The organism is Sorangium sp. So ce295 (assembly GCF_051527405.1).
Taxonomy (GTDB): Bacteria; Myxococcota_A; Polyangia; order Polyangiales; family Polyangiaceae; genus Sorangium; species Sorangium cellulosum_B.
Window position 1 is genome coordinate 10436573 of record NZ_CP150324.1, and the last position, 23682, is coordinate 10460254.

Here is a 23682-nt window from a genome sequence, read left to right on the forward strand (position 1 = left end):
GGCGGACGTCAAGCATGGATCCCCGGCCCGGGGTGGCCGAGCGCCCCCTGCGTCGCCCTTCGCGGCCGGCAGGGATGCGAGCGGCGACTTGCCGATCACACCTCGACGGCGCCGGGCTCGACGCTGAAGCCCGCCCCCGGCCGATTCCACGCGTTGATGAGGGAGATCGCCATGGTCAGATCCACGAGCTCCTTGTCGTTGAAGACCGCCCGCACCTCCGCGAAGACATCATCCGGCGCGTGCGTCTCCGACAGGCGGGTGAGGGACTCCGTCCAGAGGTGTCGGTAGCCATCGGGGGCTACGTGCCCGTAATACTCGGGAATGCGCATTGCTTCACCTTGACACAGGCCCGTCCACCGCGCGCAGCGTATCGAGGATCACCCTCCGCAGGCACGCCGCCGCCGGATCCTTGTGTGTCCGCTCATGCCACGCGAGCCACATCTCGTGCCCGAGGTCCTCCACGGGCAGCTCCACGATCCGGACCGCGAGGTGCGACCCGAGCGCCACGGCGACGCGGCGAGGCATGAACGCCACCAGGTCGCTGCCCGCCGCCGCCATCGCCGCAGCCGCGAACCCGGGAGGGTCCCGGTAGAGCGGCGCGACGCGCAGCCCAGGGTCGCGCTTCCGCAGCCCGATCGCCACGTCGATCCCGCCCGCGGACATGCCCCCCCGCCACCACCAGGTAATCGATGCTCACCACACGAAGCCGCGCGAGCGGCATCTCCCGCGCGCGCGCCGCCACGACGGGTGGTAGTGCTCAAAATTGAACATGAAGGCGGGAAGGCGGGAAGGAAAGATCAATGATCTTCCCGCCGTTCCGCCTTCATGTGAACTCTCTCCGGGCAAATTTGAGCACTACCCGGCGGGGGCCCTCGTCAGCCCACGTAGCGGATCAGGTAACGCACCATCCCGCGCACCGACAGACTCGTATTCCAGGTGTGCTCCGTTTCCACCTCCTCGAAGCGCCCTGGCAGCTTGAAGAGCTCCTCCAGCGCGATGCGCGCCTCGGCCCGGGCGAGCACCGCGCCGATGCAGAAGTGGGCTCCGTGCCCGAAGGCCATGTTCAGCTGCTTGGGCCGGTCGAGGTCGAACCGCTCGGGGGCCTCGTACTTGCTCTCGTCTCGCCCGGCTGACGCGAGGAGCAAGAGCACGAGCGAGCCCGCCGCGACGGGGACGCCCCCGATCTCCACGTCTGCCGTCGCGAGCCGCACGATGCCGTGCGCCGGCGGATCGAAGCGCAACATCTCCTCGATCAGGGCCGGTATCAGGGCGGGGTCCCGGCGCACGCGGTCGTGCACGTCGGGGTGATGAACCAGGAAACGAGCGGTGTTGGTGAGCAGGTGGCTTGTCGTCTCCAGGCCGGCGACCAGGAGGAGGCAGAGGAAGCTCACGATCTCCTCCTGGTTCAACGCCGTGCCGTCGAGCTGCGCAGCCAGCAGATCGCTCACCAGGTCGTCCTTGGGGGCCTGCCGCCGAGACTCGAGGACCTCGACCAGGTAGCCTTCCATGGCCGCGATTGTCGCTTTGACCTCGGGGATGCGCTCGGGGGCAATGCCTGGATTGACGCTCTCGAAGCCCTCGGACCAGCGCTTCATCTGGTTGCGCAGCTCCACGTCGAGGCCGAGCAGCGCGGCGATGGCGGTGGCCGGGACCCGCGTGGCCATGACCTCGCAGAAGTCGACGACGCCGCCCGCGCGGATGGCCTCGACAGCCTCGACGGCGGCCGCGCGCACTAGGGGCTCGAGCCGGGGGATCGCCGAGGCGCCGAAGACGTGGCTGACGAGCGCGCGGGCCTTGGTGTGCTCGGGCGGGTCCATCAGGAGGATCGACTCGGCGAGCGGGTTGTGCTCGATCCCGGGGTGCGTGGCGAGGACGCGCATCCCGGCGGAGGAGAATGCCTCTGTGTCCTTGCAGACGCGGGCGATATCATCGTGGCGGCTGACGGCCCACATGCCCGCAGGTTCGACCTGGCAGACCGGAGAGGAGCGCCGCATCTCGGCGTAATGGGGATAGGGGTCGTTGCGAACTTCCGGCGCGAGCAGGTTGAGACGTCCCATGAGGGCTCCTTCTTAGAAGTAGGGGGCGCGCCATCATCGCCGATCTCGTGGAACGGCGCACCTCACCAGAGAGCCGGGCGATGGCGGCGGCGTGATTCCAGGCTCGCAGCACCGCGCCGAAGCGCTCCTTCACCGACGCCACCACCGCCCCTTGGCGCTTGTTCTCGAGCACCAGCGTCGCGCGCGGCGCCTGCGGGCGGATGGCCGTGAGGTGCGTCGGGACGACGTCGAGGCCGCACACGCGCACGATCTCTTCGATGAGATCGGCCTCGCCGCCGATGTCGGGGCGGAAGCTCGGTGTCGCCACGTCGAGCGTGTGCGCGTCGGCCCGGGGGCTGACCTGGAAGCCGAGATCGCCGAGGAACTTCTTCACCTTGGGTAGCGGGATCGGCGCGCCAACGAGGGCGTTGATGCGAGCCTCGCGCAGGCGAATCACCGCGGGCTCGGCGACGGGGACGCCGGCGAGGATAGCGCAACGTCGGGGCATCGCAGTCCGGCGGATCGTACCCACGCTCGCAAGGCGCTACCAGGGTGGTCGAAGAGCGCTGACCCACGGCGACCGCGAGAGGCTGCCTCAAATCGAGAATTACCGCGAGGGCGCGAGGGAGGCCGCCGTCTCGAGGCCATCGAAGGTCAGCCGCCGGGGCCGTGTTTCCCGGTGGACGTCACGTCAACTCACCGCCGCAACGAGGCCATCGCCGCAACGAGGCATGGAACCGCGCGCGGCTCGCCTCGCCGATCAGCAGTCCAGGCCGACCAGCTTCAGGCCAGCTTTCTGGTTCCTCAGCACCTCCCGGTCGAAGTCCTGTCGCGCCCAGCCCCACACGGCATTCGCCGGAATTCCATCCCGCTTCCAGATCCCATTCCACACCACCTCGCCGTCGGCCCCTCGGTAGCCGTTGACGAGGACCATCCGGTAGCCCTGTCGCGTCATTTCCCCCGCTCGCCGGTCGAAGTCCGAGCTCGCTCGGTAACCCGACGCGTAGAGCTCGACGCCTTATCTTGTCGAAGTCCTGGCGCGAATACCCGTAGACCCAGTCCACCGGCGTGGGACGATGGGAGGGCTTGCGCATGATCGTCGCCCACCCGCCGTCGACGAAGTGCGGAACGACGTGATTGCGGAACATGACGGGCACGTAGCCATTGTCCGAATGCTCCTTGACGAAGGCGTCGAAGTCGCTGCGGGCATATCCCCAGCAGGCGACGAGGTCGTCGTTCGTCTTGGCGAAGACGCCGCTGTAGGGCATGTCAATCCCGGCCGAAGCCCCGACGAGGCTGACCGATCCTGCCACGGAGTAGTGCGAGTTGCTTCCACAGCCCGTCGGCGAGTCCACGCCGGGCTGATCGTCGTTGAAGCGAATCGGTTGTACGCCGCCGGTCGTGCCCCGCTGGATATCGTCGATCGTGAAAGCGTGGACTCCGGCGGCGACCGGTCCGTCGCAGTTCGCGAAGATGACGCTGCCCAGGCCGGAGACCAGCCACCCCGCCAGCGCCCCGAGCGCGGAACCGATGATGGGGACTTCAGCGCTCGCGAGAATTGACCCACCTCTGCTCGCGAAAAATGGTCCACCCTCCGGCTGACGGTGGTCCCGTCGAGCGCGCAGCCCGCGCGTTCGCGATCGAGGCGGTGGTGCGCGCGGACCGTGACCGGGAGCAAGGTGCGACGCTCGGGAAATGCGTCGTGCACGACCGTGCCGGGTCTGCCGTCGGTGGTTCCAGCCTGATCCTCGCGTTGGCGATCGGCAGCACGTGTGCTCGTCGCCGTCTTGCCAGGCCGCGAGGCGGAAGAAGACGCAGGTGTCGTGGCGGGAGCGCAACCCGGACTACTTCGTAGCGCGGCGGCTGAAGCAGCGGACGGCGATCGTGCCGCCGCCGCCTGCGCCGCTGCGGGTGCCGCCGCCGCTCGACCGACTTCCCTGGGACATCGCGCAAGACCAGTTCGGGGTCCAAGGTGCGGATTTCCTTGGGGTATTCGGCAGAGTCCTGGTGGGCGCCGCGCAAGACCAGAGGCCGGCGCAAGTCCTGGATACTTCATGAGAAACGGGCGGACATCCCGGGGGTCGCCGAAAAGACCCGACCCGGGGTGTGCGAGGGTCGGCCGCGCGCCGCCGAGCCGCGGCGTCCCGGTGCCCTATGGATCTCGAGTTCCACCAGCTCGACCTTCGCTACGAAGAGCTCCGCGGCCGCAGCCCGGCGGGCGAGCGGCGACTGCTGTCGTCGCTCGCGGAGGTCGGACAGCAAGCGCCGATCATCGTGGTGAGCCCGGTGTCGTGCGCGCGGCACGTGGTGATCGACGGGTACAAGCGGGTGCGCCTGCTTCGTCGCCTCGGGCAGGACACGGTGCGGGCGACGACGTGGGATCTGGGCGAGGCGGAGGCGCTGTTGCTCGAGCGGATGCTGCGCGCGGACAACGCGGACAACGCGCTGGAGCAGGGCTGGTTTCTTCGCGAGCTGCGGGAGCGATTCGGGCTCAGCGACGAGGAGCTGAGCAAGCGATTCGGCCGGACGCAGAGCTGGGTGAGCCGGCGGCTAGCGCTGGTCGCGGAGCTGCCGGAGTCGGTGCACGCGCACGTGCGCGCAGGCGCGATCGGCGCGCACGCGGCCATGACATACCTTGTGCCTTTGGCGCGCGCCAACCGCGCTGACGGCGAGCGGCTCGCAGACGCGGTGGCGCCGCTGCGGCTGACGACGCGGCAGATGGCGATCGTGCACGCGGCATGGCTCGGGGCGAATGCCGAGGGACGCGCGCTGATCGTGAAGGACCCGGCGCTGGTCGTGCGGGCGCACGAGGAGGCAGGGCGAGCGAAAGCACGCCCGGCGACGCCGGCAGAGCAGATGCTCTCCGACCTCGGCGCGCTGAGCGGCATCGCGGCCCGGGTCCACCAGCGGACGCGGCGAGGCGAGCTGCGTGGATTGCTCGCGTCCGAGCAGGACGAGAGCCGACACGCCTTCTCACAGGCGCGTCGGGAGGCCGGCGCGAAGCTGTCGTATCCGGCGCTGACGGCGTACTGCCGGCGACACGGCATCGGGCATGAGCCGCCCGCGCCGGTCGGGCAATACCACTTCGGGCCGGGCGGCGCTGCGCTGCTCGCGCATGCTCTTCTTCCAGCTCTATCCGCGCTTCACCCGCTTCGAGTGTCTCGTATGTCGCGCTGCTCGAGCGGCGCGGCCGGTCGCTGCGCGCCCCGCGCAGGCTGACGGCCATGATGCGCGACTACCCGCGCGAGCCGCTGCTCGCCGCGGTGCGGATCGCGACGTACTACGGGCTCGACGACATGGATCGGCTCGAGAGGCTGGTGCTGCGCCACGTCGCCGGCGACTTCTTCCCGCTGCCGCCCGAGGTCGCCAGAGGGCTGCTGGGCGAGGAAGGGAGAGACGACGAGCAAGGCCACGACGGACCCGACGGCGAACAGGCGCCCGAGGGCGACGACACCCCCGGATCGGAGGACGACGATGACGGATGAGATCGCGCAGCTATTGAGGTCGCTGCGGCTCGGCAAGATCGCCGAGCTGTTCGACGAGGAACTGACACGCGCGGACAAGGACGGCCTGTCGCACCAGGAGATGTGGGCGCGCCGCTCCGAGCCCAGTGGCATCACCAGCAGGAGAGCGTGCTGGCGTATCGGATCAAGCAAGCCTCGATGCCGGAGCAGTGGACGATCGAGTCCTTTTCATGGAAGCGCCAGCCCGGCGTCACGCAGCGCCAGATCCGCGGCTTCGCCGAGCTCGACTTCGTGCCCAAGGCCGAGAACATCGTCTTCATGGGCCCCACCGGCGTCGGCAAGACGGGCCTGGCCACGGGGCTGTTGCTGAAGGCGTTACAGAACGGTCACCGCGGCCTCTTCGTCCGCGCGCAGGACCTCTTCGACGAGATGTACGCGTCGCTGGCGGACCGATCGAGCCGCAAGCTGATCAACAGGCTCGCGCGCGTCGATGTTTTGGTGATCGACGAGATGGGCTATCTGAACCTACGGCCCGAGCAGACCAACATCTTCTTCAAGCTGATGGAGGAGAGGTATCGACGTCGGCCGACGATCATCACGACCAATTTGGATTACTCGGAGTGGGCAAACTTCCTGGGCAACAAGTCGCTCGTCGAGGCGCTGCTCAGCCGCCTGCGCCACCAGTGTCACACCGTCCGCATCGACGGCCCGTCGCTGCGCGACCCCCAGAGTTGATGTTTCCACCATATCCGGAGGTGTCCCATGCTCCGCTCCGACTCCATCTCGCTGCACGTCCCCGAGCCGCTCACGCTCATCGACGCGACGCTCCTCTTCACGGTGCAGGTCCTCGTCGCGCGGCACCCGGAGCTGCTCTTGCCGCCCGAGGTGACCGTGCTCCATCCGCCGCCCGGCCTGCGCGCCGCCCGCCGTCTGCTCGACGGGATCCGCGAGCTGCACCGCGCCATCGAGGCCTATCGCGAGCTGCTCACCGGGGCAGACGGCGATCGCCGCCCCGCGCGCCCCGTCGAGCCGGACGAGATCCCGTTTTAGCGCCGTCCTCCGTGGCTCCCCTCCTCGAGTCCGACCTCGAGCTCCCCCTCGCCTGCGCGCTGCACGCGTTTCCGAACCGAGCCCATCACCACCTCCGACGCCACTTGTCACGGTAGGAAGGCGGCTGGGGGATCGGCTCGGTGGGCTCTTCGATCCGCTCGGCGACGAACGTGGACTCGTCGCCGTCTTTGATCTTGATCGTCCCCGTGAGCCGCCCGTCCTTCCCGAGCCGTGCTCGGCCGGTCCCAGACATCGGGTCGTACTCCCAGGCTCCCTCCCACGTGAACGACATTCCGCCCCGGGTGAACCTTGCGGTGACGTAGGCGAGGAGGCAGTGCATGCGGAGCCGATCGCCGTGACCCGTGAGCGAGATCACGGCCGGGCCGAGGTCGTCCAGGTGCTTGTTGACCCACGTGCCGGTCTCGGTGATCCGCCACCAGCCGGCGTACTCGGGCGGGATGAGAGCGGAGGGCATCGTGGGCGCGAGCGTAGCACCGGCGGAGGCCTGCGTCGGCGCGCTACGCCTCGCGTGCTCCAAGTCCGCGCTCGCAGTCCACGCAACGATCCCTGATCCGCGCCCGGACCATTTCTGACGAGCATGGGTGGGTCATTTCTGGCGAGCGCCGAAGCCGACGACGAGCGATCCGGCAGCAGCTCCGCCGATACAGGAAATCTTTCTGCGCACATGGGCCACACGGCCTGGACGCGGGAAATGCCTAGCCAAGGGTGCCCGCCAGCTTGCCACCAAGCCGAGGTGGCGCTGGAGCTCCTCTAAAGATGGGACGTCCGGAGCTCCTTCTGAGCAATGGGCGGGGCAAGCTCAATAGGAATTCACGCGACGAATACGGAATTGACCGTCAGTGACCTCGACCGTGGCACCAACAGCACTGTCCGTGATGAGGGTGCCCTCGAACGTTCCTTCGAATACGTCGCCCACATCGGGGGCGGTGGCGTTCAGATGCAGGGTGATGGGATGCTGCTGCCATGCGGACACCGCCGAGAAGTCGTGCTCTTTATAGTGTGCAAAGGCGTGCTCCTGGGTACCCGCTACATGCTCGAACTGGAGCTGCCAGATCTCCTGGATGGCCGTCGGATCGTCCTTTGCGGCCAAAGCGATCTGCTCTGGTTCGCGGTCCGGGATGACCGCGCCATAGAGGTGGGTCGTCATGCGGCGTTCAACGCCGTCGACGATCGCTGTGATGAAGAACTCCCCATCGCTTTCCCCTCCCCCCGAGCCCGAGGACAGCCCGGATCCGCCGGTACCGCCGGTGGTGCCTCCGCTCGCTCCGCTGGTAGTGCCTCCGCTCGCTTCGCTGGTTTGCCCGCCACTGGCACTTTCACCCGAACCCGCACCTTGCCCACCAGAGTTGGGCGAGTCGTCCGCAGCTTCGCCTCCTCCACATCCTGAAGCGAAGACGACGAAGGCCAACGTCTTGAGCGCCAACCGACGGGGGGTTCGTCCAAATATCGATAGTGAGGCCGTCATCATCCGTCCTAAGCTACCAACAGTGACAGGAGCGAGCAAGCCAATCGCAAGGTCCTGGCGTCGAGCCGCGCAGAGCCAGCAGGGTACAGCTATACGGTAAGATGCCTTCCGCTTGGTGCTACGTCGCGGTAATCCCAGCCGTTTCAGGCGTGGAAGACCTGCCTGATCGCAGAAGCCCCGTTCTGTCAATGAGCTCGTAGAATCGGACTGCACGAGTCAGGAACGGCTCCGAGAATCTTGACTTTGCGGAACGCGATTGCTCGTCCTATCCGCCACGAATTCGTTCGATCTCCGGCGCACCTCAACGATCCAGAGTCTTGAGGCGCTCCACCGCTCGGAGAGCGGAGGCTGCATAAGTGCCGAGGTTCAATGACGCTTCAACCTATTCCGCGCTCTAGCGGCAGAGTGCCCCGAGTCCTTCGCGGTCGCCCGCGCGCGCCGTGCCGCCGGCGCGCCCGTCGTACTTGACACAGTGTAAACTATGCCCCATGTTGACACCATGTCAAGCAAGGACGGGGAAACCCGCGCTGTGATCCTCGAGGCCGCGCGCCGGCTGGTGACCGAGCCGGGGCGTCGCGGCGTCTCGATGGCGGAGATCGCGTCGGCGGCCGGGGTGTCGCGCCAGGCGGTCTATCTGCACTTCGAGACCAGGACCCAGCTCCTGGTCGCGCTGGTGCGCCACGTCGACGAGGTGCATGGGTTCGCCGACCTGGTCCGGAAGTGCGAGCGCGCCCCCGACGCGCGCGCGATCCTCTCCGAGTTCATCGGCGCGTGGGCGGGCTACGTCGCCCACATCACCGACGTGGCGCGGGCCATGCGGGCGGCGCGGGCCACGGACGAGGACGCGGAGCTCGCGTGGCGCGACCGCATGCGCGGTTTCACGGGCGTCTGCGCGGGCTTCGTGGCGCGGCTTCAGGCCGAAGGCGCGCTGGCCGAGGAATGGTCGGCGTCGGATGCGGCGGACTTCCTGGCCACCCTCCTGTCGATCGGGAACTGGCAGGAGCTCATCGAGGAGCGGGGCTGGTCGCGGCCGCGCTACGTCCGCGCGATGCGTCGGATCGTGGAGCAGAGCCTGCTCAGGCCGATGGAGACCAAGACGGCACCGAGGAGGCGCTCGTGAGCGGCGCGCAGCCGGAGCTCTTGGCGCAGGGCTCCGTGGAGATCGGCCGGCCCTTGCACGAAACGTTCGCCTACGTGTCCAACATGGAGAACTTCCCGGCTTGGTTCCCGGGCGTCGAAGCCATGCGCGAGCTCGACACGCTGGAGCACGGGCAGGTCGGCAAGCGCTACCAGGAGACCGTGCGCATGCCCTTCGGGCGCACCGGCACGATCGACATCGAGGTGAAGGAGGCTCGGGTCGGGGAGCGTCTGGTGACCGAAGGTGAGGGCTTCCTCTTGCCCCGCATGAGCGTGGACTTCGCGGCGCTCTCCGGCGACGGGACGCGCGTCGCGTGGCGCATGGTCAGCCGCAATCAGCGGTGGTGGTTTCGCTGGCTTGCGCTGCCGCTCCTGCGCCGCGTGATGCGCGGCCGAGCGCGCGACGGACTGCGCAAGCTCCGCGAGAACCTGGAGCGCGAGCGGTCGTGAAGGGTGCCGGCGTTCGAGCGCGCCTCGGCGCAGCCCTGCGCGCCGAGGCCTTTGCCGCGCCGGTCTCTACTCCGCCAGCACCGGCGCCATCCAAGGCACATCGGCCGGCGGATCCTGAACCAGCTTCCGCGCCCATTCCTGGTCGGTGAGTCGGGTGAAGCCCTCCGCCAGGTGCTCGTGGTAGGCGAACACCGCGCCCGCGTACGCGCGAGGACCCTGGCAGGTATCGACCGTCATGACCATCATGCGTGGATTGCCGGTGCCCACGTGCAACACCGACGGAGCTCGCGGGACCGGCAGGTCGCCTCCGATGTCCGTGTGCACATCGGCGATGGTCGGGTCGCTCTTCAAGCCGTCGACGGGATCGAAGAACAGATCTTTGTACCAGCCCGTTTGCCAGGGGTCGCCGCTGCCACCGCCCTCGATGTGAATTGCCTGCTTGATGAAGGTCAGGTGCTCCTCCGAATGGGGCATGCCCGTCCGCTGCGCTTCCGCCATTTCACTCAAGGTGGTCGCGATGCGCGACAGGGTGCCGAAGTAGGCGCTCACCTGCTCCCCCAACGCGTTGTTCCCGTTCAAGCTGAAGTCGAGGGTATCGACCAAGGCCTGGCCCTGGCCGGCGAACCTGGCGATCCTCTGAAACAGCTCGGGGTAGGGCTCGACGTACGCATCCGGAAAGTCGCAGCCATTGCTGCCGGTATACGACTGCTTGGCGTACAAGATCGTGTCGTGCCTGAGCTGCGCCCACGATCCGAGCTGGGTGTTCAGCAAACGGCGCCCCCACGCCTCGCTGCGCGCCACGCTGGGCAGACCTTCCGCGGCTGGCCCCAGGGTCGTGGCGTTCGCCGAGAGCGTCTGCAGCGCCCCGAGCCAGGACGTGTACAGGCTGCCTTCCCAGTACGATGGAGGGTGGGCGTCGGCGATGACGCGAACGGCCGCCAGATCGCCGGCGTAGCTCCATTCTTCGAGCTCACGCGCGAGCAGGCTCACTGCGTGGTCGTTCTTCAGGGCGGCGAACGCCGCGTCGAGCGGGTTCGGGACCACGCGTGTCGCGGTGCGGTCGTACACCACGTTGGAGAACACGTGACTGTCGATCACGTAGCGCTGCCCGAAGAACGCAAAGCTCGCATTGAGCGGGAACGTGGAATCGCCGCCGTCCTTTCGCATGATGTGACTTGCGATGCGCTGCTCGCCGTAGCGCCCGTTGATGATCGCCTGAGCGATCGTCGTGTCATCAATGGCAGCGAGCCCGCTCGCATCGGACACCCCCAGGCCTTGCAACAGCTCGTCCAGCTCGGGCACGATCATGTAGTCGTGCTCACCCACGAACGCGGTGATGGTTCGATCGATGCCCGACCAGTCTTCCAGCGCCGCGGCATCCATCAAGTCACGCAGCGCCAGCGCCGCCTCGAGCTGACGGCGCCAGAAGACGCGCGAACCGTCGGGCATGGTTTCGATGAGCCGAAAATCGATGCGTCCCATCCACATCATGGCGCGGAAATAGCGCTCGAGCGCCACCGTGTCCGTGTAGTGGCCCCGAGGCTTGAACTGGGAGAAGTCGAAGCGGCGCGGAACGCCGAACATGGACTTTTGCTGTTCTCCGTCGGCCGCTTCGGCGTGCGTCAGGAAGGACGCGATCTCAGCTTTGCTGGCTCCCGCCACGGGTTCGCTCGGCGCTCCCATCAGCAGGCTGCGCGCGACGGTCAGGTAGAAGTCCGCGTCGGCTGCCGCCTGCTGCGAGAGCCCGGAATCTCCGGACGCCAGGCGAGCACGCATCGTGTCGAGCAAGCGGGTGACACGCGGGATCAAGACGGATTGTTCCAGGGCCTGCAAGATGTCGTCGTACGAACGGTGCATGGCCTCGAGCACCATGTCGCCGCTCACGAAGACCGGCAGATCGTGCACATAGATGGCAGCGTAGGCGTAGGGAAAGCTGGGATAGGCAAGTCGACTGGAGACCACGAAGCCGTTCGCGGCCAGGACCTCGAGCTCCGCGTCATTCAGGCCCAGCTCCGATCGCTGGATCAGATCGAGGTTCTGAACGTCCGTGAGACCGTAGCCCAGATCGTTCGAGAACGAGACCGCGTAGGCCTCCTGGAGGGATACCGCGTCGTGTTGTTTGGCGGTGGCCACCTGGGCTTCGACTTCGGTCGCGACGACCGAGTCGAGCTCGAGCTGCACCTGGGTTCCGACCTCTTCGGGACGCTCGTCGCCGGGACCTGCGGGGCCCGACCCGCCCGGTTCGGTGGAACCGGAACACGCCGCCAGCAAGCCGATGCTGACCAGGGTGGAGAGAATTCGTTGGGTGTGCACGGATTTTCTTGCTCCTTTGGCGGCACAGGTGCTGGTGTGCCGGTGTGCCAAACCCGGATCGTTGTGCCACGGCCCCAGGCCGAACGACGCTCGAATCGCGGGTTTCATCCACTCCATGTGTGCCAACGCCACAGACAAGCAACCGGTGTGCCAGCACTCCGAGCCGACAAGCGGATTCCGGGCCTATCGTCCTCGACGCGCGTTGACGAAGCCGTCGTAATTGCGGCGTGCTGACCATCCGGCGCGAGCCAATGAAGCTCCTGGCCCGGCGCTCGGACGCCGAGCTCATGCCGCGCCTGCTCGAACGCGTGCGGGTGATGTATCCGGAACAGGTCTGGAGCACGAACGACGAGACGCTGATTGAGCGCCTGAAGGCGCAGCTCCAGCGGGCGGCGGGCCACGGGCTTCACCTCGAGGCCCACGTGACCAGCTATGTGGATCTGTGCTTCGAGCTCGGCGACTCGTTCGAGGAACGACCGGAGTACGCGGCGCTCGTCGCCACGCTCCGCGCTCGGGATGTGACCAGCGAGGCCAAGGCGCAGGCCATCGCGGACGAGCTGGTGATCGGGTAAGCGATGCGACGGCGCCCGATCGCGGCTGCGTGGGCAAGTGTCGCTGCGGTTCGGGTGCGCGCGTGCCGTTGAGCGTGGCGGTGTTGTTGCGGGCAGCCGCGCGCTGCCAGCGGCGCATCGACCGGATCGACCAGGAGCTCGTCCGTCTCGACCACACGACGGCCCCGCCCGGCAACACCGACTGGCCCGCCGAGCGCCAGCACATCCGCCGTGTGCTCAACAAGGCGCGAAAGAGCCAGAACGAGCGGCGCCCCCTGGTCCGGCGCCTGATCAAGGTCGAGCAAGGTGAAATCGCGCCCCAGTACGCAGACCGGGCCTGGCTGTATCGCCGCAAGTTGCTCATGGGCTTGGCCAGAAACCACGCCCGCTCGAAGCCCATGCAAGGCCGGGCACGCGACCTTGTCGACATCGTCCGCACCTGCGTGGTCGAGCACCGAGAGGCTCTGTTCGGCCAATGGATGATCGCAAGCCTCCGCGAGCTCAACACCGCGCAACGTCTGGGCCAGGATCGACGCTTCATCTACGCCAACGAATGGGATCGCGGTGTCTATCGCTTCCCGGAGCGGTCGTGGATGGCGGACGCGCCCGTCGACGACGACCACCCCGCCCACTCCACCACCATGAACTTCGCCAACACCGAGGACTTCAGCGCGTCCGCCGCCCTCGAGGATCTGTTCACCTGGGACGCCCATCCCATCGCCATCGAGTGCATGAGCGCGCTGCACATCTGCTTCTTGCGCGCCTTCATGAAGACGGTCGGCACGGCGGCGCTCGACGGGGTCACCGAGGACATCGTGCAAGTCGCGCCGGGAGACGAGGGCAGCGTGAGCAAGCTGCGGGTGGCGCTGGCCGTGGACTCCGTCGACCAGCTGCGCCCCGGCGATTGGGTGTATTTCTACAATCATCCGGACTACGTCAAGCGCCACCACGACAGCTCCTTCGCCACCTGGCAGGGTGCCAATGCCGTCTACCTCGGCAACGTCAGCGGCGAGCCGCGCTTCACCACGTTCGATTCGCAAGATCCGGCGTGGACCGAAGCCGAGTTCGTGACGTTTTTGCTGAAGGAATACAACCGCAAGCCGGACGGCCCGAACAGGGGCCAGCTGGCGAACAGGTTCCCCCAGCTGGGTTCGTCCGACGACATCCCCGGTCTGCGTTGCCCGGATCCCGCGCAGCAGGGCCGGATCAGCCCGGTCTATCGCATCGACGTCAAAGAGCTGGCGCGCTGGCGCTGAGGCGACGTCGAGCTACCCGGGGAGCTTGGCAGCATTCGTAGCCGTTCGGTAATATCTGGCGCAGGAGGGGGAGCCCTGAGCTCGGCCACATGCGGCGACAATCCACGAGCAAGACCCGTCAGATTCATCGCCTTGCTGGGTTGTTGGGCCGCATCCGTCAACCGTCAGGAGAGCACGTCGGCCGCGGTCTTCGCCCCGAGGACGTTATCGAGCCAGCGGTCGAGGGTAGCGATGTCCGTGCATGCCTGGATGCGCGCACTTTCGCGCTCGGTGAGCATGATCCCGGCCCGCGCAAGCAGCCGCAGAAGCGTGTCCCTCTTGCCCTTGAGCTCGCCCTCACGTAGGCCCCTGAGCTCGCTGCGAGCCATCAGCTCCCGCACGAACGGAAACCTCGCCTCGTCTTCGATCTGCCGTTCCATGGCCAGCGCCTACAGAGCCCGCCGCATGGGCTCACGCAACCCGCTCCAGATGACCTGAAAACAGACCATCGCCTGCTCCTGGTCGAGCCGGCCAAGCGCAACGAGCGCGGGAACTCCACCGGGATGAGCTGGTCGAGCGACGACTCGACCACCCCGACCGAGGTGTGTGGCGGCACATCGAGGTGGAAGAGCGTCGCGAGCCAGTGGGGCGCGAGCTCGGGGTGCTCGCGGAACATCTCGACGAGGGCGTTGTGCTCGAGCGTCGGCGTGACGCTCGGCCTCGAGCACACCCCATGCCGGCGCGAAACGACTGGAGAACCCAAGGAGAACTCAACCTCAGGGGGTGGCGGCGCCATGGCGGAAAGTAGCAGTCGCCCCCATCAGAGCTCACGGCACCTCCGCGCCAAGGCCGCCAGCTCAAAGCGGCGCCGCTGTGGGGTTCTCCGCTGCGGCGCCGCGCCCTCGACCGCGCTGCACCCCTGCCCCATCCTCTCGCCATGCTGCCGCCAGCCAGCGCACAGCCGGGCGACCTCCTCGCCCAGCGCTTCGTGATCGAGCGCCAGGCTGGCCGGGGCGGCATGGGCTTCGTCTACCGCGCCCTCGATCGCGCCCGCGGCGAGCCGGTCGCGCTCAAGCTCTTGGCGGGCGAGGGCGACCGCCAGGAAGAGCGCTTTGCCGCGGAGTGCGGCATCCTCGCCGGCCTGAGCCACGCTGGCATCGTGCGCTTCGTCGCCCAGGGGGTGACCGACGCGGGGCAGCGCTGGCTGGCCATGGAGTGGCTCGAGGGCGAGGACCTCGCCGCGCGGATCGCGCGCGCGGGCCTCGGCGTGGACGACAGCGTGGCCCTCGCCCTCGCCGCGGCCGAGGCGCTCGCCGCGGCGCACGCGCGCGGCGTGATCCACCGCGACATCAAGCCCTCGAACATCTTCCTCGTCGGCGGCGACCCGCGCCGCATCAAGCTCATCGACTTCGGCATCGCGCGCCTCAGCGGCGCGACGAGCCTGCACACCCGGACCGGCGTGGTGATGGGCACCCCGGGCTACCTGGCCCCGGAGCAGGCCCGCGGCGAGCGCGCCGACGCGCGCGCCGACGTCTTCGCGCTGGGGGCCGTGCTCTTCGAGTGCCTCACCGGCCAGCCGGCCTTCGCGGGGGCGAACCTCCTCGCGGTGCTGGCGCGGCTGCTGCTCGAGCCCGCGCCGCGGGTGCGCGAGCTCCGGCCCGACGCGCCGCCGGCGCTCGATGCGCTGGTCGCGCGCATGCTCGCCAAGGACCCGGCGGCCCGGCCAGCGAGCGCCGCCGAGGTCGGCGCGGCCCTGCGCGCGCTCGGGGCGCAGGGCGGCGAGCCGGCGCCGGTGCCCGGCGCGGCGCTCACCGCGGGGGAGCAGCGCGTGCTCTCGCTGGTCATGGCGGCGCCAGCGGGCGCCGCCGGCGCGGCCGGCGACGAGACGCTGCCCTCCAAGGTGCCGGCGGGCACCGCCGGCGCGGCCGGCGAGACGCTGCCCTCCGAGGTGCCGGCGGCGCGGCAGCGGCGCCTCGAGACCGCGATCTCCCGCCTCGGCGGCCGGGTGGACCAGCTCGCCGGCGGCGGGGTGCTGGTGAGCCTCCAGAGCAAGGGGAGCGCGACCGATCAGGCCGCGCGCGCGGCCCGGTGCGCGATGGTGCTGGGGCCGCTGCTCGACGACAGCGGGGGCGCGGCGCGGATCGCGGTCGTCACCGGGCGCGCGGAGCTCACCGGGCAGACGCCGGTCGGGGATCTCATCGATCGCGCCGCCACCATGGTGGCCAGCGCGCCGCCCGCGGCAGGCGTCGCGATGCTCGACGAGGTGACCCGGGCGCTGCTCGACCCCCGCTTCGAGGTGCGGCGCGGCCCGGCCGGCTTCGAGCTCCACGGCGAGCGGGAGGCGGGCGGGGGCGCGCGCACGCTGCTCGGGCGAAAGAGCCCGTGCGTCGGCCGCGACCGCGAGATCCGCGCGCTCGTGGACCTCTTCGAGGAGTGCGCCGGCGAGGGGCTCGCCCGGGCGGCGCTGGTGACGGGGCCGCCGGGCATCGGCAAGTCGCGCCTCTGCGACGAGGCGCTCCAGCGCATCCGCGCGCTCCGGCCCGACGTGGAGATCTGGACGGGCCGCGCCGACGTGGTGGGTGAGGGCGCGCCCTTCGGGGTGCTGGGCGAGGCCATCCGCTGCGCGACCGGCGCGCTGGCCGGCGCGCCGCTCGGCGAGCGGCAGGCGCGGATCCGCGCACGAGTCGCGCGGCGCGTGCCCGAGGCCGAGCAGCGCCGCGTCGCGGAGATGCTCGGCGAGATCGCGGGCGCGCCCTTCCCCGACGAGGAGAGCCCCGCCCTCCGCGCGGCGCGCCAGCACCCGGCGGCGATGGCGGAGCAGATCGCCCGCGCCTTCGAGCGCTTCGTGGCCGCCGAGGTCGAGGCTCGACCGATCCTGCTGGCGCTCGACGACCTGCACTGGGGCGACCTGCCCTCGGTGCGGCTCCTGGGTGAGGCGCTGCGCCGGCTCGAGGATCGACCGCTCTTCGTGCTGGCGCTCGGGCGCCCCGAGGTGCATGAGCGCTTCCCCGGGCTGTGGGCCGAGCGCAGCGTCCAGGAGATCCGGCTCGCCCCGCTGCCGCGCCGCGCGGCCGAGCGGCTCGCCCTGCACGCGCTCGGCGACGCCGTGGATGCGACCCGGATCGCCGAGCTGGTCGAGCGCGCGGCCGGCAACCCGTTCTATCTGGAGGAGCTCATCCGCGCGGTCAGCGAGGGGCGCGGAGAGGCGCTGCCGGAGACCGTGCTGGCCATGGTGCACGCGCGGATCAGCGCGCTCGATCCGGCGGAGCGGCGGGTGCTGCGCGCGGCCAGCGTCTTCGGTGAGGTGTTCTGGGCCGGCGGGGCGCGGCGCCTGCTCGGCGGCGATCTCGCTCCTCAGGCCCAGGGCGGTCCCCCGCCCGGGGGCGATGACGTGACCCTGCCCGCGACCGGCGCGGCGACCTGGGTTGGGGAGGCACCGCACCTGCCCTGCGGCGAGCCCGCCTCGCCGGTGAGCGGAGCGCTCGCGTCGCTCGTCGCGCGGGAGGTGGTCGAGCGCCGCGCCGAGAGCCGCTTTCCGGGCGAGGAGGAGCTCGCGTTCCGCCACGCGCTGCTGCGCGAGGGCGCGTACGCGACCCTGACCGACGCCGATCGCGCGCTCGGGCACAAGCTGGCCGCGGCGTGGCTCACGGCGGCGGGCGAGAGCGATCCCGGGGTGCTCGCCGAGCACCTGGAGCGCGGCGGCGAGCGCGCCCAGGCGGCGGCTCGCTACCTGGAGGCGGCGGAGCTGCTCCTGCGCGGGGGCGACACAGCGGGGGCGATCGAGCGCGCGGAGCGCGGCGTGCAGTGCGGCGCCGAGGGTGAGCTCCACGGGGCGCTGCGGCTCGTTCAGTGCGAGGCGCTCCGCTGGTTAGGGGAGAAGGATCGGGCTGGCGCTCTGGCAAAGCAGGTGCAGCGCCTCACCCGACCGGGGAGCCGGAACTGGTGCCTGGTGACGGCCGAGTTGCTATGGCACGCGTTGGAGGAGCGCTCGGCGGAGCGCATCGAGCTGGTCGCTGGAGATCTCCTCGCGATCGACCCCGACCCCGAGGCGGCCGCAGCCTTCGCGCAAGCGCTGTGGTTTGCCCGGTCGTGGCTGATGCTCGTGGAGCGACGTGACCTGGCCGAGGCCTGCCGCGCGCGGCTCGATCGCCTCGACGAATCGCTCGGCTGCCGAGATCTGCTTGTGTCCGGCCAGCGGCGCATGATGCAGGCGGACGAGGCGCGCCTCCTTCACGGCGACGCCTGGGCGGCGCTCCAGCTACTGCGCCAGGCCGAGGCCGCGTTCGACGCGGCGGGGATGCGGCTGCCGGTGGAAGCCGCGCGCGTGAGCATGGCCCAAGTCTACGTCGAGCTCGGGGTCCACGACCGCGCCGAGGAGCTCCTGCGCGCCCTCCTGCCCGAGGGGAGCTCCCGCGCCGACCTGAGCGGACGGATGGCCCGGTGGTGGCGCGCGGCCCTGCTCTACGCGCGCGGCCTGCTCGACGAGGCGATCGCGGATATCGCCGACCTCGCCAGCGCCGACGCGGCACAGCAGGATCGGTTCCTTCAGAAACAGACGCGCCTGTTGCACGCAAGCCTGCTCTGCCGGCGCGGCGACCTCGCCGCGGCCGAGCGCGAGGCGCTCGCGGGGCTCGAAGGGCTCCCGATGCCCTCGATGGCCTATGACTGGGGGAGAACGGTGCTCGCGCAGGTGAGGCTCTCCCAAGGCCGCGCCGCGGAGGCCGCGGCGCTCGCCGAGGACGTCGTGGCGCGCCTGCAAGCGCTCGGGCTCAGGCTCCCGGAGGGGATCGGGCTCACGCTGGTGCACGCCGAGGCGCTCCACGCAGCGGGGTCGACCGACGCGGCGCGCGCGGCCCTGGCGGCGGCGCGCGCGGACCTGCTCGCGCGCGCGGACCGGATCCCGGATGCAGAGATCCGGCGGTGCTTCCTCGAGAACGTCCCCGGGAACGCTCGGCTGCTGGCGCTCGCGGAGGCGTGGCTCGGCTGAGGCCTCAAGCACCGTGCGACCTCCGCGCCTCAGCGACGGTCACCGACACCGGGCGCGAGACAAGCACGACTCTCCTCATCGCCTGACGTTGATTCCCTTTTCTCTCAATCGCCGGAGGATGTCCTGACCGTTCATCTCCCAGAGATCACCCGGGTCGATCTCTCGCGTCTGGCCGTCCCTCCCCTTCACAATCCACACCTCGATCTCGCGATTCTTTCTATCCCTGGCGGTGCCAATCGCGACGGACTCGACCTCGGCGAGACGAAATCCCTTCACGGTCGGCGCGAACCAGAACCCCGTGGTCTGCTCCAGCTTCTCGTCGTCGAGGACGACCCGATCCATCGCCAGCATCGGCGCGAAGAGGCCACCCGCTACCGCAGAAACTCCGAATGCGATCAAGGCAACCACCAGCGGCTGACGCCTCCACAGGAGGAGCACGCCAATCGACGCGGCGAGCACCGCGATGGCGATCGCGATGCCGGGCACATAGCTTGGGAAGCTGTAGATCATGCTGTCTTACCTGAGGGACCTCGCGTTCTACCGCGAGCCCCGAGCGAATGGTAGAACGCCGAGCGCGCCATCCCATGGAAGCCCCCGTGTAGGCCACGTCAGAGCGCGCAAGAGCACTTTCGCGGACGCAGCGCCGAGGACCAAGCCGCACCCGCCGGGGGAGCGCCGCGAGCGTGCGGCGCGCCGCGTCGCTCCTCACGCTGTTCGCCCGCGCTCGTGACCGTGGAGGATCGCTCCACCGCACGGGTCGTGATAGATCCGAGGGGCAACGGGAACTCCGGGGGCCGGTCTGTCTGGCGTGCGTGGCGCTGAGCGCATGCTCTCTACCTCGCGCTGCTCCCCTCGGCTTTCCCGCTCCGGGAGTCACCGGTCACGATCCTTCAGCTTGCGGGTGGTTGGCATGAACAAGAACCGTTCTTCTCGATGGCTGTGCGGCACGATCTCGATCGCACTCGGGATCGCGGCCCTCTCCGGCTGCTCTGGCAAGGTGGACAAGGCTGACGATGGCCCGAGCGGCTCGTCGAGCGCGGGCAGCACGACGGGAGCGGGGGGCCATGGCGCCAGCGCCGGCGCAACGGGCGCCGGCGGAGCCGGCACGGGCAGCACGGGCGCTCTGGGCTCTGGTACGGGCGGCTCCGGCGACGGCGGCAACGGAGGCGCCGGAGGCGCCGGACCGAGCAGCTCCGGGGCCGGCGGTTCCAGCGACGGGTCGGGTGGCTCGAGCGGCAGCACCGGCAAGTTCGTCGGCAACATCACGACGAGGGGCCAGGTGCGCGACGGCTTCATCCAGCACTGGAACCAGATCGCGCCCGAGAACGAGGGCAAGTGGCCCTCTGTCGAGAAGACCCGCGGCGTTCGAGACTGGAGCAGGCTCGACGCGATCTACGAGTACGCGCAGGACAACGACATCCCCTTCATGCAGCACAGCTTCGTGTGGGGTGCCTCGCAGGCGGCCTGGCTCACGAGCCTCCCCGCGGAGGAGCAGCGGCAGGCCGTGAGGGACTGGATGCAGGCGTTCTGCGAGCGGTACCCCGACACGAAGTACATCGTCGTCGTCAACGAGCCGCCGCCCCACACCGTGCCTCCCTTCATGAACGCCATCGGAGGCGCCGGCGAGAGCGGCTATGACTGGATCGTCAACTCCTTCAAGTGGGCTCGCGAGTTCTGCCCGGGCGCGACCTTGATCCTCAACGACTACAACAACATCGAGTACGAGAGCGATCACAACCACTTCGTCGAGATCGTGAAGGCGGCGCTGGAGGCGGGCGCCCCGATCGACGGCCTCGGCGCGGAGGCCCACGACGCGTACAAGATCAGCACCAGAACCGTGATGCACTACATCAACAGGCTCGCCGCCACGGGCCTGCCCGTGTACATCACCGAGTACGACATCGACCTCGCGGACGACGACGAGCAACGCAGGGTGATGGAGGAGCAGTTCCCGATGTTCTACAACCACAGCGCCGTGAAGGGCATCACCCTCTGGGGCTACGTCGTCGGCTCCACCTGGAGGGACAGCACGGGCCTCCTGTACCCGGACGGCACGATGCGGCCGGCAATGACCTGGCTGATGGACTTCCTCGGTCGCGGCGAGTGATCTCCCTCGCACGACCGTGCCGCGACGCTCCCTGGCGCGCACGACCGTGACCTACGTCTCGGGGTCAGAGACGGCATCGCCGGAGCACCTCGATGGCGGGCTGTCGTGGGGCGAGGACACGCTCGGGATCCAGTTCTGACGCGCGGGATCAGCGCGCCTCGTGCTCGCGCCAGAAGGCGAACGCCTCGTCCAGGTACACCTCCTTCGCGCCGTGGCCGAACGGGTGCTCGGCGACGCGCACGGGCCAGCCCGCGCCGCGGAGGACGCCCGCGAGGGCGCGGGCCGAGCCGCCCACCGTGTCGTGGGCGCCGAAGCCGATGTAGAACGGCCTCGGGGCGAGCGTCGCGAGCTCGGGCGTCGCGCGGCCTCCCCCGCCGGACATCGCGCCGAACCCGTCGGCGTCGATCCCGCCGCGCAGCGCGAGCGCCGCGGCGAAGTACGCGCCCGACGACGAGCCGGCGACGTACACCCGCGAGAACGAGGCCCCGGCGATCTCCTCGAGCCTCCTCCGCTTCTCCGCGAACACCGCGACGAACGAAGCTGCGTGCTCGTCGTACGCCCGCCCGCCCGTCGGCCAGCCCCACCAGCTCGCGTAGCCCTTCGGCGCGAGGCCGACCTTGCCGCGCGGCATCAGCGCGGCGACGCCCGCGCGCCGTGCGGCGCGGGACACGACCGTCTCGAAGTTGGTCTTCTGCTGGCTCTCCTTCCCCGGCGGGACGATGCCGTGAAAATAGAGCAGCAGCGTCCGGGTCGGCGCGTCGGGCAGGACGTAGCAGGTCTCCTCGTCGAGCGCGTCGACGCCGTCGATGCACCAGTCCGTCTCGACGCGCGGCGGGCGCGCTCGGGGCCACGGCGCCGGCTCGGACGGCGCGGTCGCGGCCGCGGAGACGGCCGGGGCCGGCGCCGCGGGCACGAGGCCGGGCTCCGCTGGCTCGAGCGCGGCCGCGTCGGGCGCAGGCGCGCGCGCGCTCCTCGGAGCGTCTGCCGTGTTGCTGCACGCGCAGAGCGCGACCGCGAGCGCGCCGAGCAACGCCGCGATCCACCGCGCCGCGCCGCGCGACGACGAGCCGCTGGCGCTGCGACCAGCGCTCGCCAGCGCGCCGCTCGCCGACCGCCGCCCCATCACCCCGCGCGCGCGTCGCTCACCGCGATCAGCGCCCCGAGCGCCGCCGCGCACACCGTCTCCGTGCGCAGCGTCAGCGCGCCGAGGCGCACCCGCTCGAACCCGAGCGCCGCGCACATGCCGAGCTCCTCCGGCGTGAACCCGCCCTCCGGCCCGACCGCGAACGCCGCCTCCATGCCCGGCGACAGCGCGGCCAGCCGCGCGCCGAGCGGCGTCTCCGCGTAGGGATCCAGGCACATCCCCAGCGCGCCCCCCTCGGTCGACGGCGCCGCCTGCGCCTCGGCGAGCGCCGCCGCGAGGCTCATCGGCGCCTCCACCCGGGGCGCGTCCCCGCGGCCGCACTGGCGCGCCGCCTCGACCGCGATCCGGCGCCAGCGCTGGCTCTTTTCCTCCGCGGGCCGCGCCACGCTCCGCGCCGAGATCGCCGGGATGATCCGCGTCGCCCCGAGCTCGGTCGCGTCGCGCACCACCGCGTCCATCTTGTCGCCCTTGCCCACCGCCTGGATCCACGTCACGCGCCGGCCTGGCCGCAGCGCGGCCGGGCGGGGCGGGTCGATGCGCGCCTCCGCCCCGCGGCGGCCGATCGACTCGAGCGTGGCCTCCGCCTCGACCCCGAGCTCCGGATCGAACACGACGAACCGATCCCCCTCGCGGAGGCGGTGCACCCGCACGACGTAGCTCGCCGCCTCGGGCGGCAGCGCGATCACGCCGGCCGCGATCGCGCCGAGCGGCACCCGCAAGAGCCCCGGGCCGCTCATCCGGGCGAGGACGCCGCGCCGCCCGGCGCGCGGAACAGGAGCGCCACCCAGCCCTCGCCGCCCGCGTCGCCCCGCCCCGCCCTGCGATCGCCGCCCGGCGACGCGGGATCCGGCCGGGTCGCGACGTGCTCGAGCTGGCGCGGCAGCGACGTGTACCGCGCGATCAGATCGTCGCGCTCGCTCTCGAGGATGCCCGACAGGATCAGCCGGCCGCCCGGCTCGAGCACGCGCGCGAGCTCCGGCGCCAGCGGCCGCAGCACCCGCGCCTCGATGTTCGCGACGACCCACGGGAACCGCCGCGTCACCCCCTCGACGACGCCGGCGCTCGCCTCGATGCGGCCCTCGAGGCCGTTGCGCGCCGCGTTCTCGAGGACCACCTCGATCACGTCCTCGTCGTTGTCGATCGCGACCGCCCGCTCCGCGCCGAGCAGCAGCGCGACGAGCGCGAGGATGCCGCTGCCCGTGCCCACGTCGAGGATCTCGCGGCCGCGGAGCTCCGCCGCGTGCTCGTCGAGCAGCTCCGCCACGAGCGCCGTCGTCGCGTGGAGCCCCGTGCCGAACGCCCTGCCCGGCTCGAGCAGGAGCACCCGCTCGCCCTCGCGCTCGGGCGCGCGCTCCTCCCACGGCGGCACGACCGTGATCGTGGGCGTCAGCGCGAACGGCGCGAAGTGCTCCTTCCACGCGTCGCGCCAGGCGTCGCCCACCACCTCCTCGAGCCGCGCGGCGAGCGGCGGCGACAGCTCCCCGAGCGCCGCGATGGCCTCCATCGCCTCGCCGTGCGCCTCGAAGCTGGCGACGAGCGTCACCTGGCCCGAGCGCGCGCCGCGGACGAGGGTCTGCTCGTCGCGCTGCTCGACGCCGCTGGCGCCCAGCTCGAAGAGCAGGGCGCCGATCTCGTCGGCCTCCGGCTCGGGGACATCGACTGCAACGAACGGGTATCGAGGCTCCACCTGGCTTGCTCCGTGACGGGCCGCCGGCCTGGAGA

The 23682-nt window shown here is 70.3% G+C and carries 23 protein-coding genes and 1 pseudogene; 11 read left to right on the forward strand and 13 right to left on the reverse strand.

Features of this window, described 5'->3' with window-relative positions:
• Positions 1-95: 95 nt before the first annotated feature.
• The 5 genes and pseudogenes from WMF11_RS39615 to WMF11_RS39635 form a co-directional block, all read right to left on the reverse strand.
• The gene (locus tag WMF11_RS39615) at positions 96-329 is read right to left on the reverse strand and encodes a carboxymuconolactone decarboxylase family protein (RefSeq protein WP_437974492.1); all 234 of its coding nucleotides are present in this window, start codon (positions 327-329) and stop codon (positions 96-98) included.
• A gap of 4 nt (positions 330-333) precedes the next feature.
• Positions 334-663 carry a hypothetical protein gene (locus WMF11_RS39620; protein WP_437974493.1) on the reverse strand — a complete coding sequence of 110 codons (330 nt, stop codon included), beginning with the start codon at positions 661-663 and terminating at the stop codon, positions 334-336.
• Between the two features lie 212 nt (positions 664-875).
• Positions 876-2042, reverse strand: coding sequence for a cytochrome P450 (locus WMF11_RS39625; RefSeq protein ID WP_437979382.1), 1167 nt, complete (start codon positions 2040-2042; stop codon positions 876-878).
• The gene (locus WMF11_RS39630) at positions 1927-2568 is read right to left on the reverse strand and encodes a hypothetical protein (RefSeq protein WP_437974494.1); all 642 of its coding nucleotides are present in this window, start codon (positions 2566-2568) and stop codon (positions 1927-1929) included. Before WMF11_RS39630 ends, WMF11_RS39625 begins: the two co-directional genes overlap by 116 nt.
• Before the next feature lie 228 nt (positions 2569-2796).
• Positions 2797-3009 (reverse strand): annotated as a pseudogene (locus WMF11_RS39635) (hypothetical protein); the annotation flags it as partial.
• A gap of 1181 nt (positions 3010-4190) precedes the next feature.
• Between WMF11_RS39635 and WMF11_RS39640 the strand changes: the two are divergent.
• From WMF11_RS39640 to WMF11_RS39655, 4 genes are all read left to right on the forward strand, one after another.
• Positions 4191-5255 carry a ParB/RepB/Spo0J family partition protein gene (locus WMF11_RS39640; RefSeq protein ID WP_437974495.1) on the forward strand — a complete coding sequence of 355 codons (1065 nt, stop codon included), beginning with the start codon at positions 4191-4193 and terminating at the stop codon, positions 5253-5255.
• A gap of 5 nt (positions 5256-5260) precedes the next feature.
• Entirely contained in the window at positions 5261-5521 is a 261-nt protein-coding gene (locus WMF11_RS39645; RefSeq protein ID WP_437974496.1) for a hypothetical protein, read from the forward strand.
• A 102-nt stretch (positions 5522-5623) separates the two neighbouring features.
• Entirely contained in the window at positions 5624-6235 is a 612-nt protein-coding gene (gene istB / locus WMF11_RS39650) for an IS21-like element helper ATPase IstB (protein ID WP_437974497.1), read from the forward strand.
• A gap of 27 nt (positions 6236-6262) precedes the next feature.
• Entirely contained in the window at positions 6263-6550 is a 288-nt protein-coding gene (locus WMF11_RS39655; protein WP_437974498.1) for a hypothetical protein, read from the forward strand.
• 85 nt (positions 6551-6635) lie between these two features.
• Here WMF11_RS39655 and WMF11_RS39660 read toward each other — a convergent pair whose 3' ends face one another.
• Both WMF11_RS39660 and WMF11_RS39665 read right to left on the reverse strand, forming a co-directional pair.
• On the reverse strand, positions 6636-7025 hold the full coding sequence (locus tag WMF11_RS39660; protein ID WP_437974499.1) for a hypothetical protein: 390 nt from the start codon (positions 7023-7025) through the stop codon (positions 6636-6638).
• 345 nt (positions 7026-7370) lie between these two features.
• The gene (locus tag WMF11_RS39665) at positions 7371-7994 is read right to left on the reverse strand and encodes a hypothetical protein (protein WP_437974500.1); all 624 of its coding nucleotides are present in this window, start codon (positions 7992-7994) and stop codon (positions 7371-7373) included.
• A gap of 541 nt (positions 7995-8535) precedes the next feature.
• On the opposite strand from WMF11_RS39665, the gene WMF11_RS39670 reads away from it, so the two are divergent.
• Positions 8536-9156, forward strand: coding sequence for a TetR/AcrR family transcriptional regulator (locus WMF11_RS39670; RefSeq protein WP_437974501.1), 621 nt, complete (start codon positions 8536-8538; stop codon positions 9154-9156).
• A complete protein-coding gene (locus WMF11_RS39675) occupies positions 9153-9623 on the forward strand; it encodes an SRPBCC family protein (protein WP_437974502.1) in 471 nt (156 codons plus the stop codon). The genes WMF11_RS39670 and WMF11_RS39675 overlap by 4 nt, the downstream gene beginning before the upstream one ends.
• Positions 9624-9689: 66 nt before the next feature.
• Here the strand turns inward: WMF11_RS39675 and WMF11_RS39680 are convergent, their stop codons facing one another.
• Positions 9690-12044 (reverse strand): DUF3160 domain-containing protein, encoded by a 2355-nt coding sequence (locus WMF11_RS39680; protein WP_437974503.1) that lies wholly within the window; start codon positions 12042-12044, stop codon positions 9690-9692.
• Positions 12045-12187: 143 nt separating this feature from the next.
• On the opposite strand from WMF11_RS39680, the gene WMF11_RS39685 reads away from it, so the two are divergent.
• Positions 12188-12508 (forward strand): hypothetical protein, encoded by a 321-nt coding sequence (locus WMF11_RS39685; protein WP_437974504.1) that lies wholly within the window; start codon positions 12188-12190, stop codon positions 12506-12508.
• A gap of 62 nt (positions 12509-12570) precedes the next feature.
• Complete coding sequence (locus WMF11_RS39690; protein WP_437974505.1) at positions 12571-13743, forward strand: hypothetical protein; 1173 nt, start codon at positions 12571-12573, stop codon at positions 13741-13743.
• Positions 13744-13907: 164 nt separating this feature from the next.
• On the opposite strand, the gene WMF11_RS39695 is transcribed toward WMF11_RS39690, so the two are convergent.
• Complete coding sequence (locus tag WMF11_RS39695; RefSeq protein ID WP_437904343.1) at positions 13908-14162, reverse strand: hypothetical protein; 255 nt, start codon at positions 14160-14162, stop codon at positions 13908-13910.
• A 497-nt stretch (positions 14163-14659) separates the two neighbouring features.
• Here WMF11_RS39695 and WMF11_RS39700 point away from each other — a divergent pair, with 497 nt between their 5' ends.
• Positions 14660-18709: a serine/threonine-protein kinase gene (locus WMF11_RS39700; protein WP_437974506.1), complete on the forward strand. Its 4050-nt coding sequence runs from the start codon at positions 14660-14662 to the stop codon at positions 18707-18709.
• A 75-nt stretch (positions 18710-18784) separates the two neighbouring features.
• Here the strand turns inward: WMF11_RS39700 and WMF11_RS39705 are convergent, their stop codons facing one another.
• Positions 18785-19219: a hypothetical protein gene (locus WMF11_RS39705; RefSeq protein ID WP_437904345.1), complete on the reverse strand. Its 435-nt coding sequence runs from the start codon at positions 19217-19219 to the stop codon at positions 18785-18787.
• A gap of 400 nt (positions 19220-19619) precedes the next feature.
• Between WMF11_RS39705 and WMF11_RS39710 the strand changes: the two genes are divergently transcribed.
• The gene (locus WMF11_RS39710) at positions 19620-20816 is read left to right on the forward strand and encodes an endo-1,4-beta-xylanase (protein ID WP_437974507.1); all 1197 of its coding nucleotides are present in this window, start codon (positions 19620-19622) and stop codon (positions 20814-20816) included.
• Between the two features lie 16 nt (positions 20817-20832).
• Positions 20833-20955, forward strand: a complete 123-nt coding sequence (locus WMF11_RS39715; protein WP_437974508.1) for a hypothetical protein — start codon at positions 20833-20835, stop codon at positions 20953-20955.
• Between the two features lie 9 nt (positions 20956-20964).
• Here WMF11_RS39715 and WMF11_RS39720 read toward each other — a convergent pair whose 3' ends face one another.
• The 3 genes from WMF11_RS39720 to WMF11_RS39730 are packed head-to-tail and all read right to left on the reverse strand — an operon-like array spanning position 20965 to position 23647.
• On the reverse strand, positions 20965-21939 hold the full coding sequence (locus WMF11_RS39720; RefSeq protein ID WP_437974509.1) for an alpha/beta hydrolase: 975 nt from the start codon (positions 21937-21939) through the stop codon (positions 20965-20967).
• Entirely contained in the window at positions 21939-22697 is a 759-nt protein-coding gene (locus WMF11_RS39725) for an RsmE family RNA methyltransferase (protein ID WP_437904349.1), read from the reverse strand. The genes WMF11_RS39720 and WMF11_RS39725 overlap by 1 nt, the downstream gene beginning before the upstream one ends.
• Complete coding sequence (locus WMF11_RS39730; protein WP_437904350.1) at positions 22694-23647, reverse strand: 50S ribosomal protein L11 methyltransferase; 954 nt, start codon at positions 23645-23647, stop codon at positions 22694-22696. Before WMF11_RS39730 ends, WMF11_RS39725 begins: the two co-directional genes overlap by 4 nt.
• Between the last annotated feature and the right edge of the window lie 35 nt (positions 23648-23682).

Coding starts and splice junctions, on each gene's coding strand:
- WMF11_RS39615 (WP_437974492.1), bottom strand. CDS start 329: ATGCGCATTCCCGAGTATTACGGGCACGTAGCCCCCGATGGCTACCGA.
- WMF11_RS39620 (WP_437974493.1), bottom strand. CDS start 663: ATGTCCGCGGGCGGGATCGACGTGGCGATCGGGCTGCGGAAGCGCGAC.
- WMF11_RS39640 (WP_437974495.1), top strand. CDS start 4,191: ATGGATCTCGAGTTCCACCAGCTCGACCTTCGCTACGAAGAGCTCCGC.
- WMF11_RS39645 (WP_437974496.1), top strand. CDS start 5,261: ATGATGCGCGACTACCCGCGCGAGCCGCTGCTCGCCGCGGTGCGGATC.
- WMF11_RS39655 (WP_437974498.1), top strand. CDS start 6,263: ATGCTCCGCTCCGACTCCATCTCGCTGCACGTCCCCGAGCCGCTCACG.
- WMF11_RS39660 (WP_437974499.1), bottom strand. CDS start 7,025: ATGCCCTCCGCTCTCATCCCGCCCGAGTACGCCGGCTGGTGGCGGATC.
- WMF11_RS39670 (WP_437974501.1), top strand. CDS start 8,536: ATGTCAAGCAAGGACGGGGAAACCCGCGCTGTGATCCTCGAGGCCGCG.
- WMF11_RS39680 (WP_437974503.1), bottom strand. CDS start 12,044: ATGAAACCCGCGATTCGAGCGTCGTTCGGCCTGGGGCCGTGGCACAAC.
- WMF11_RS39685 (WP_437974504.1), top strand. CDS start 12,188: ATGAAGCTCCTGGCCCGGCGCTCGGACGCCGAGCTCATGCCGCGCCTG.
- WMF11_RS39695 (WP_437904343.1), bottom strand. CDS start 14,162: ATGGAACGGCAGATCGAAGACGAGGCGAGGTTTCCGTTCGTGCGGGAG.
- WMF11_RS39700 (WP_437974506.1), top strand. CDS start 14,660: ATGCTGCCGCCAGCCAGCGCACAGCCGGGCGACCTCCTCGCCCAGCGC.
- WMF11_RS39705 (WP_437904345.1), bottom strand. CDS start 19,219: ATGATCTACAGCTTCCCAAGCTATGTGCCCGGCATCGCGATCGCCATC.
- WMF11_RS39710 (WP_437974507.1), top strand. CDS start 19,620: ATGAACAAGAACCGTTCTTCTCGATGGCTGTGCGGCACGATCTCGATC.
- WMF11_RS39720 (WP_437974509.1), bottom strand. CDS start 21,939: ATGGGGCGGCGGTCGGCGAGCGGCGCGCTGGCGAGCGCTGGTCGCAGC.
- WMF11_RS39725 (WP_437904349.1), bottom strand. CDS start 22,697: ATGAGCGGCCCGGGGCTCTTGCGGGTGCCGCTCGGCGCGATCGCGGCC.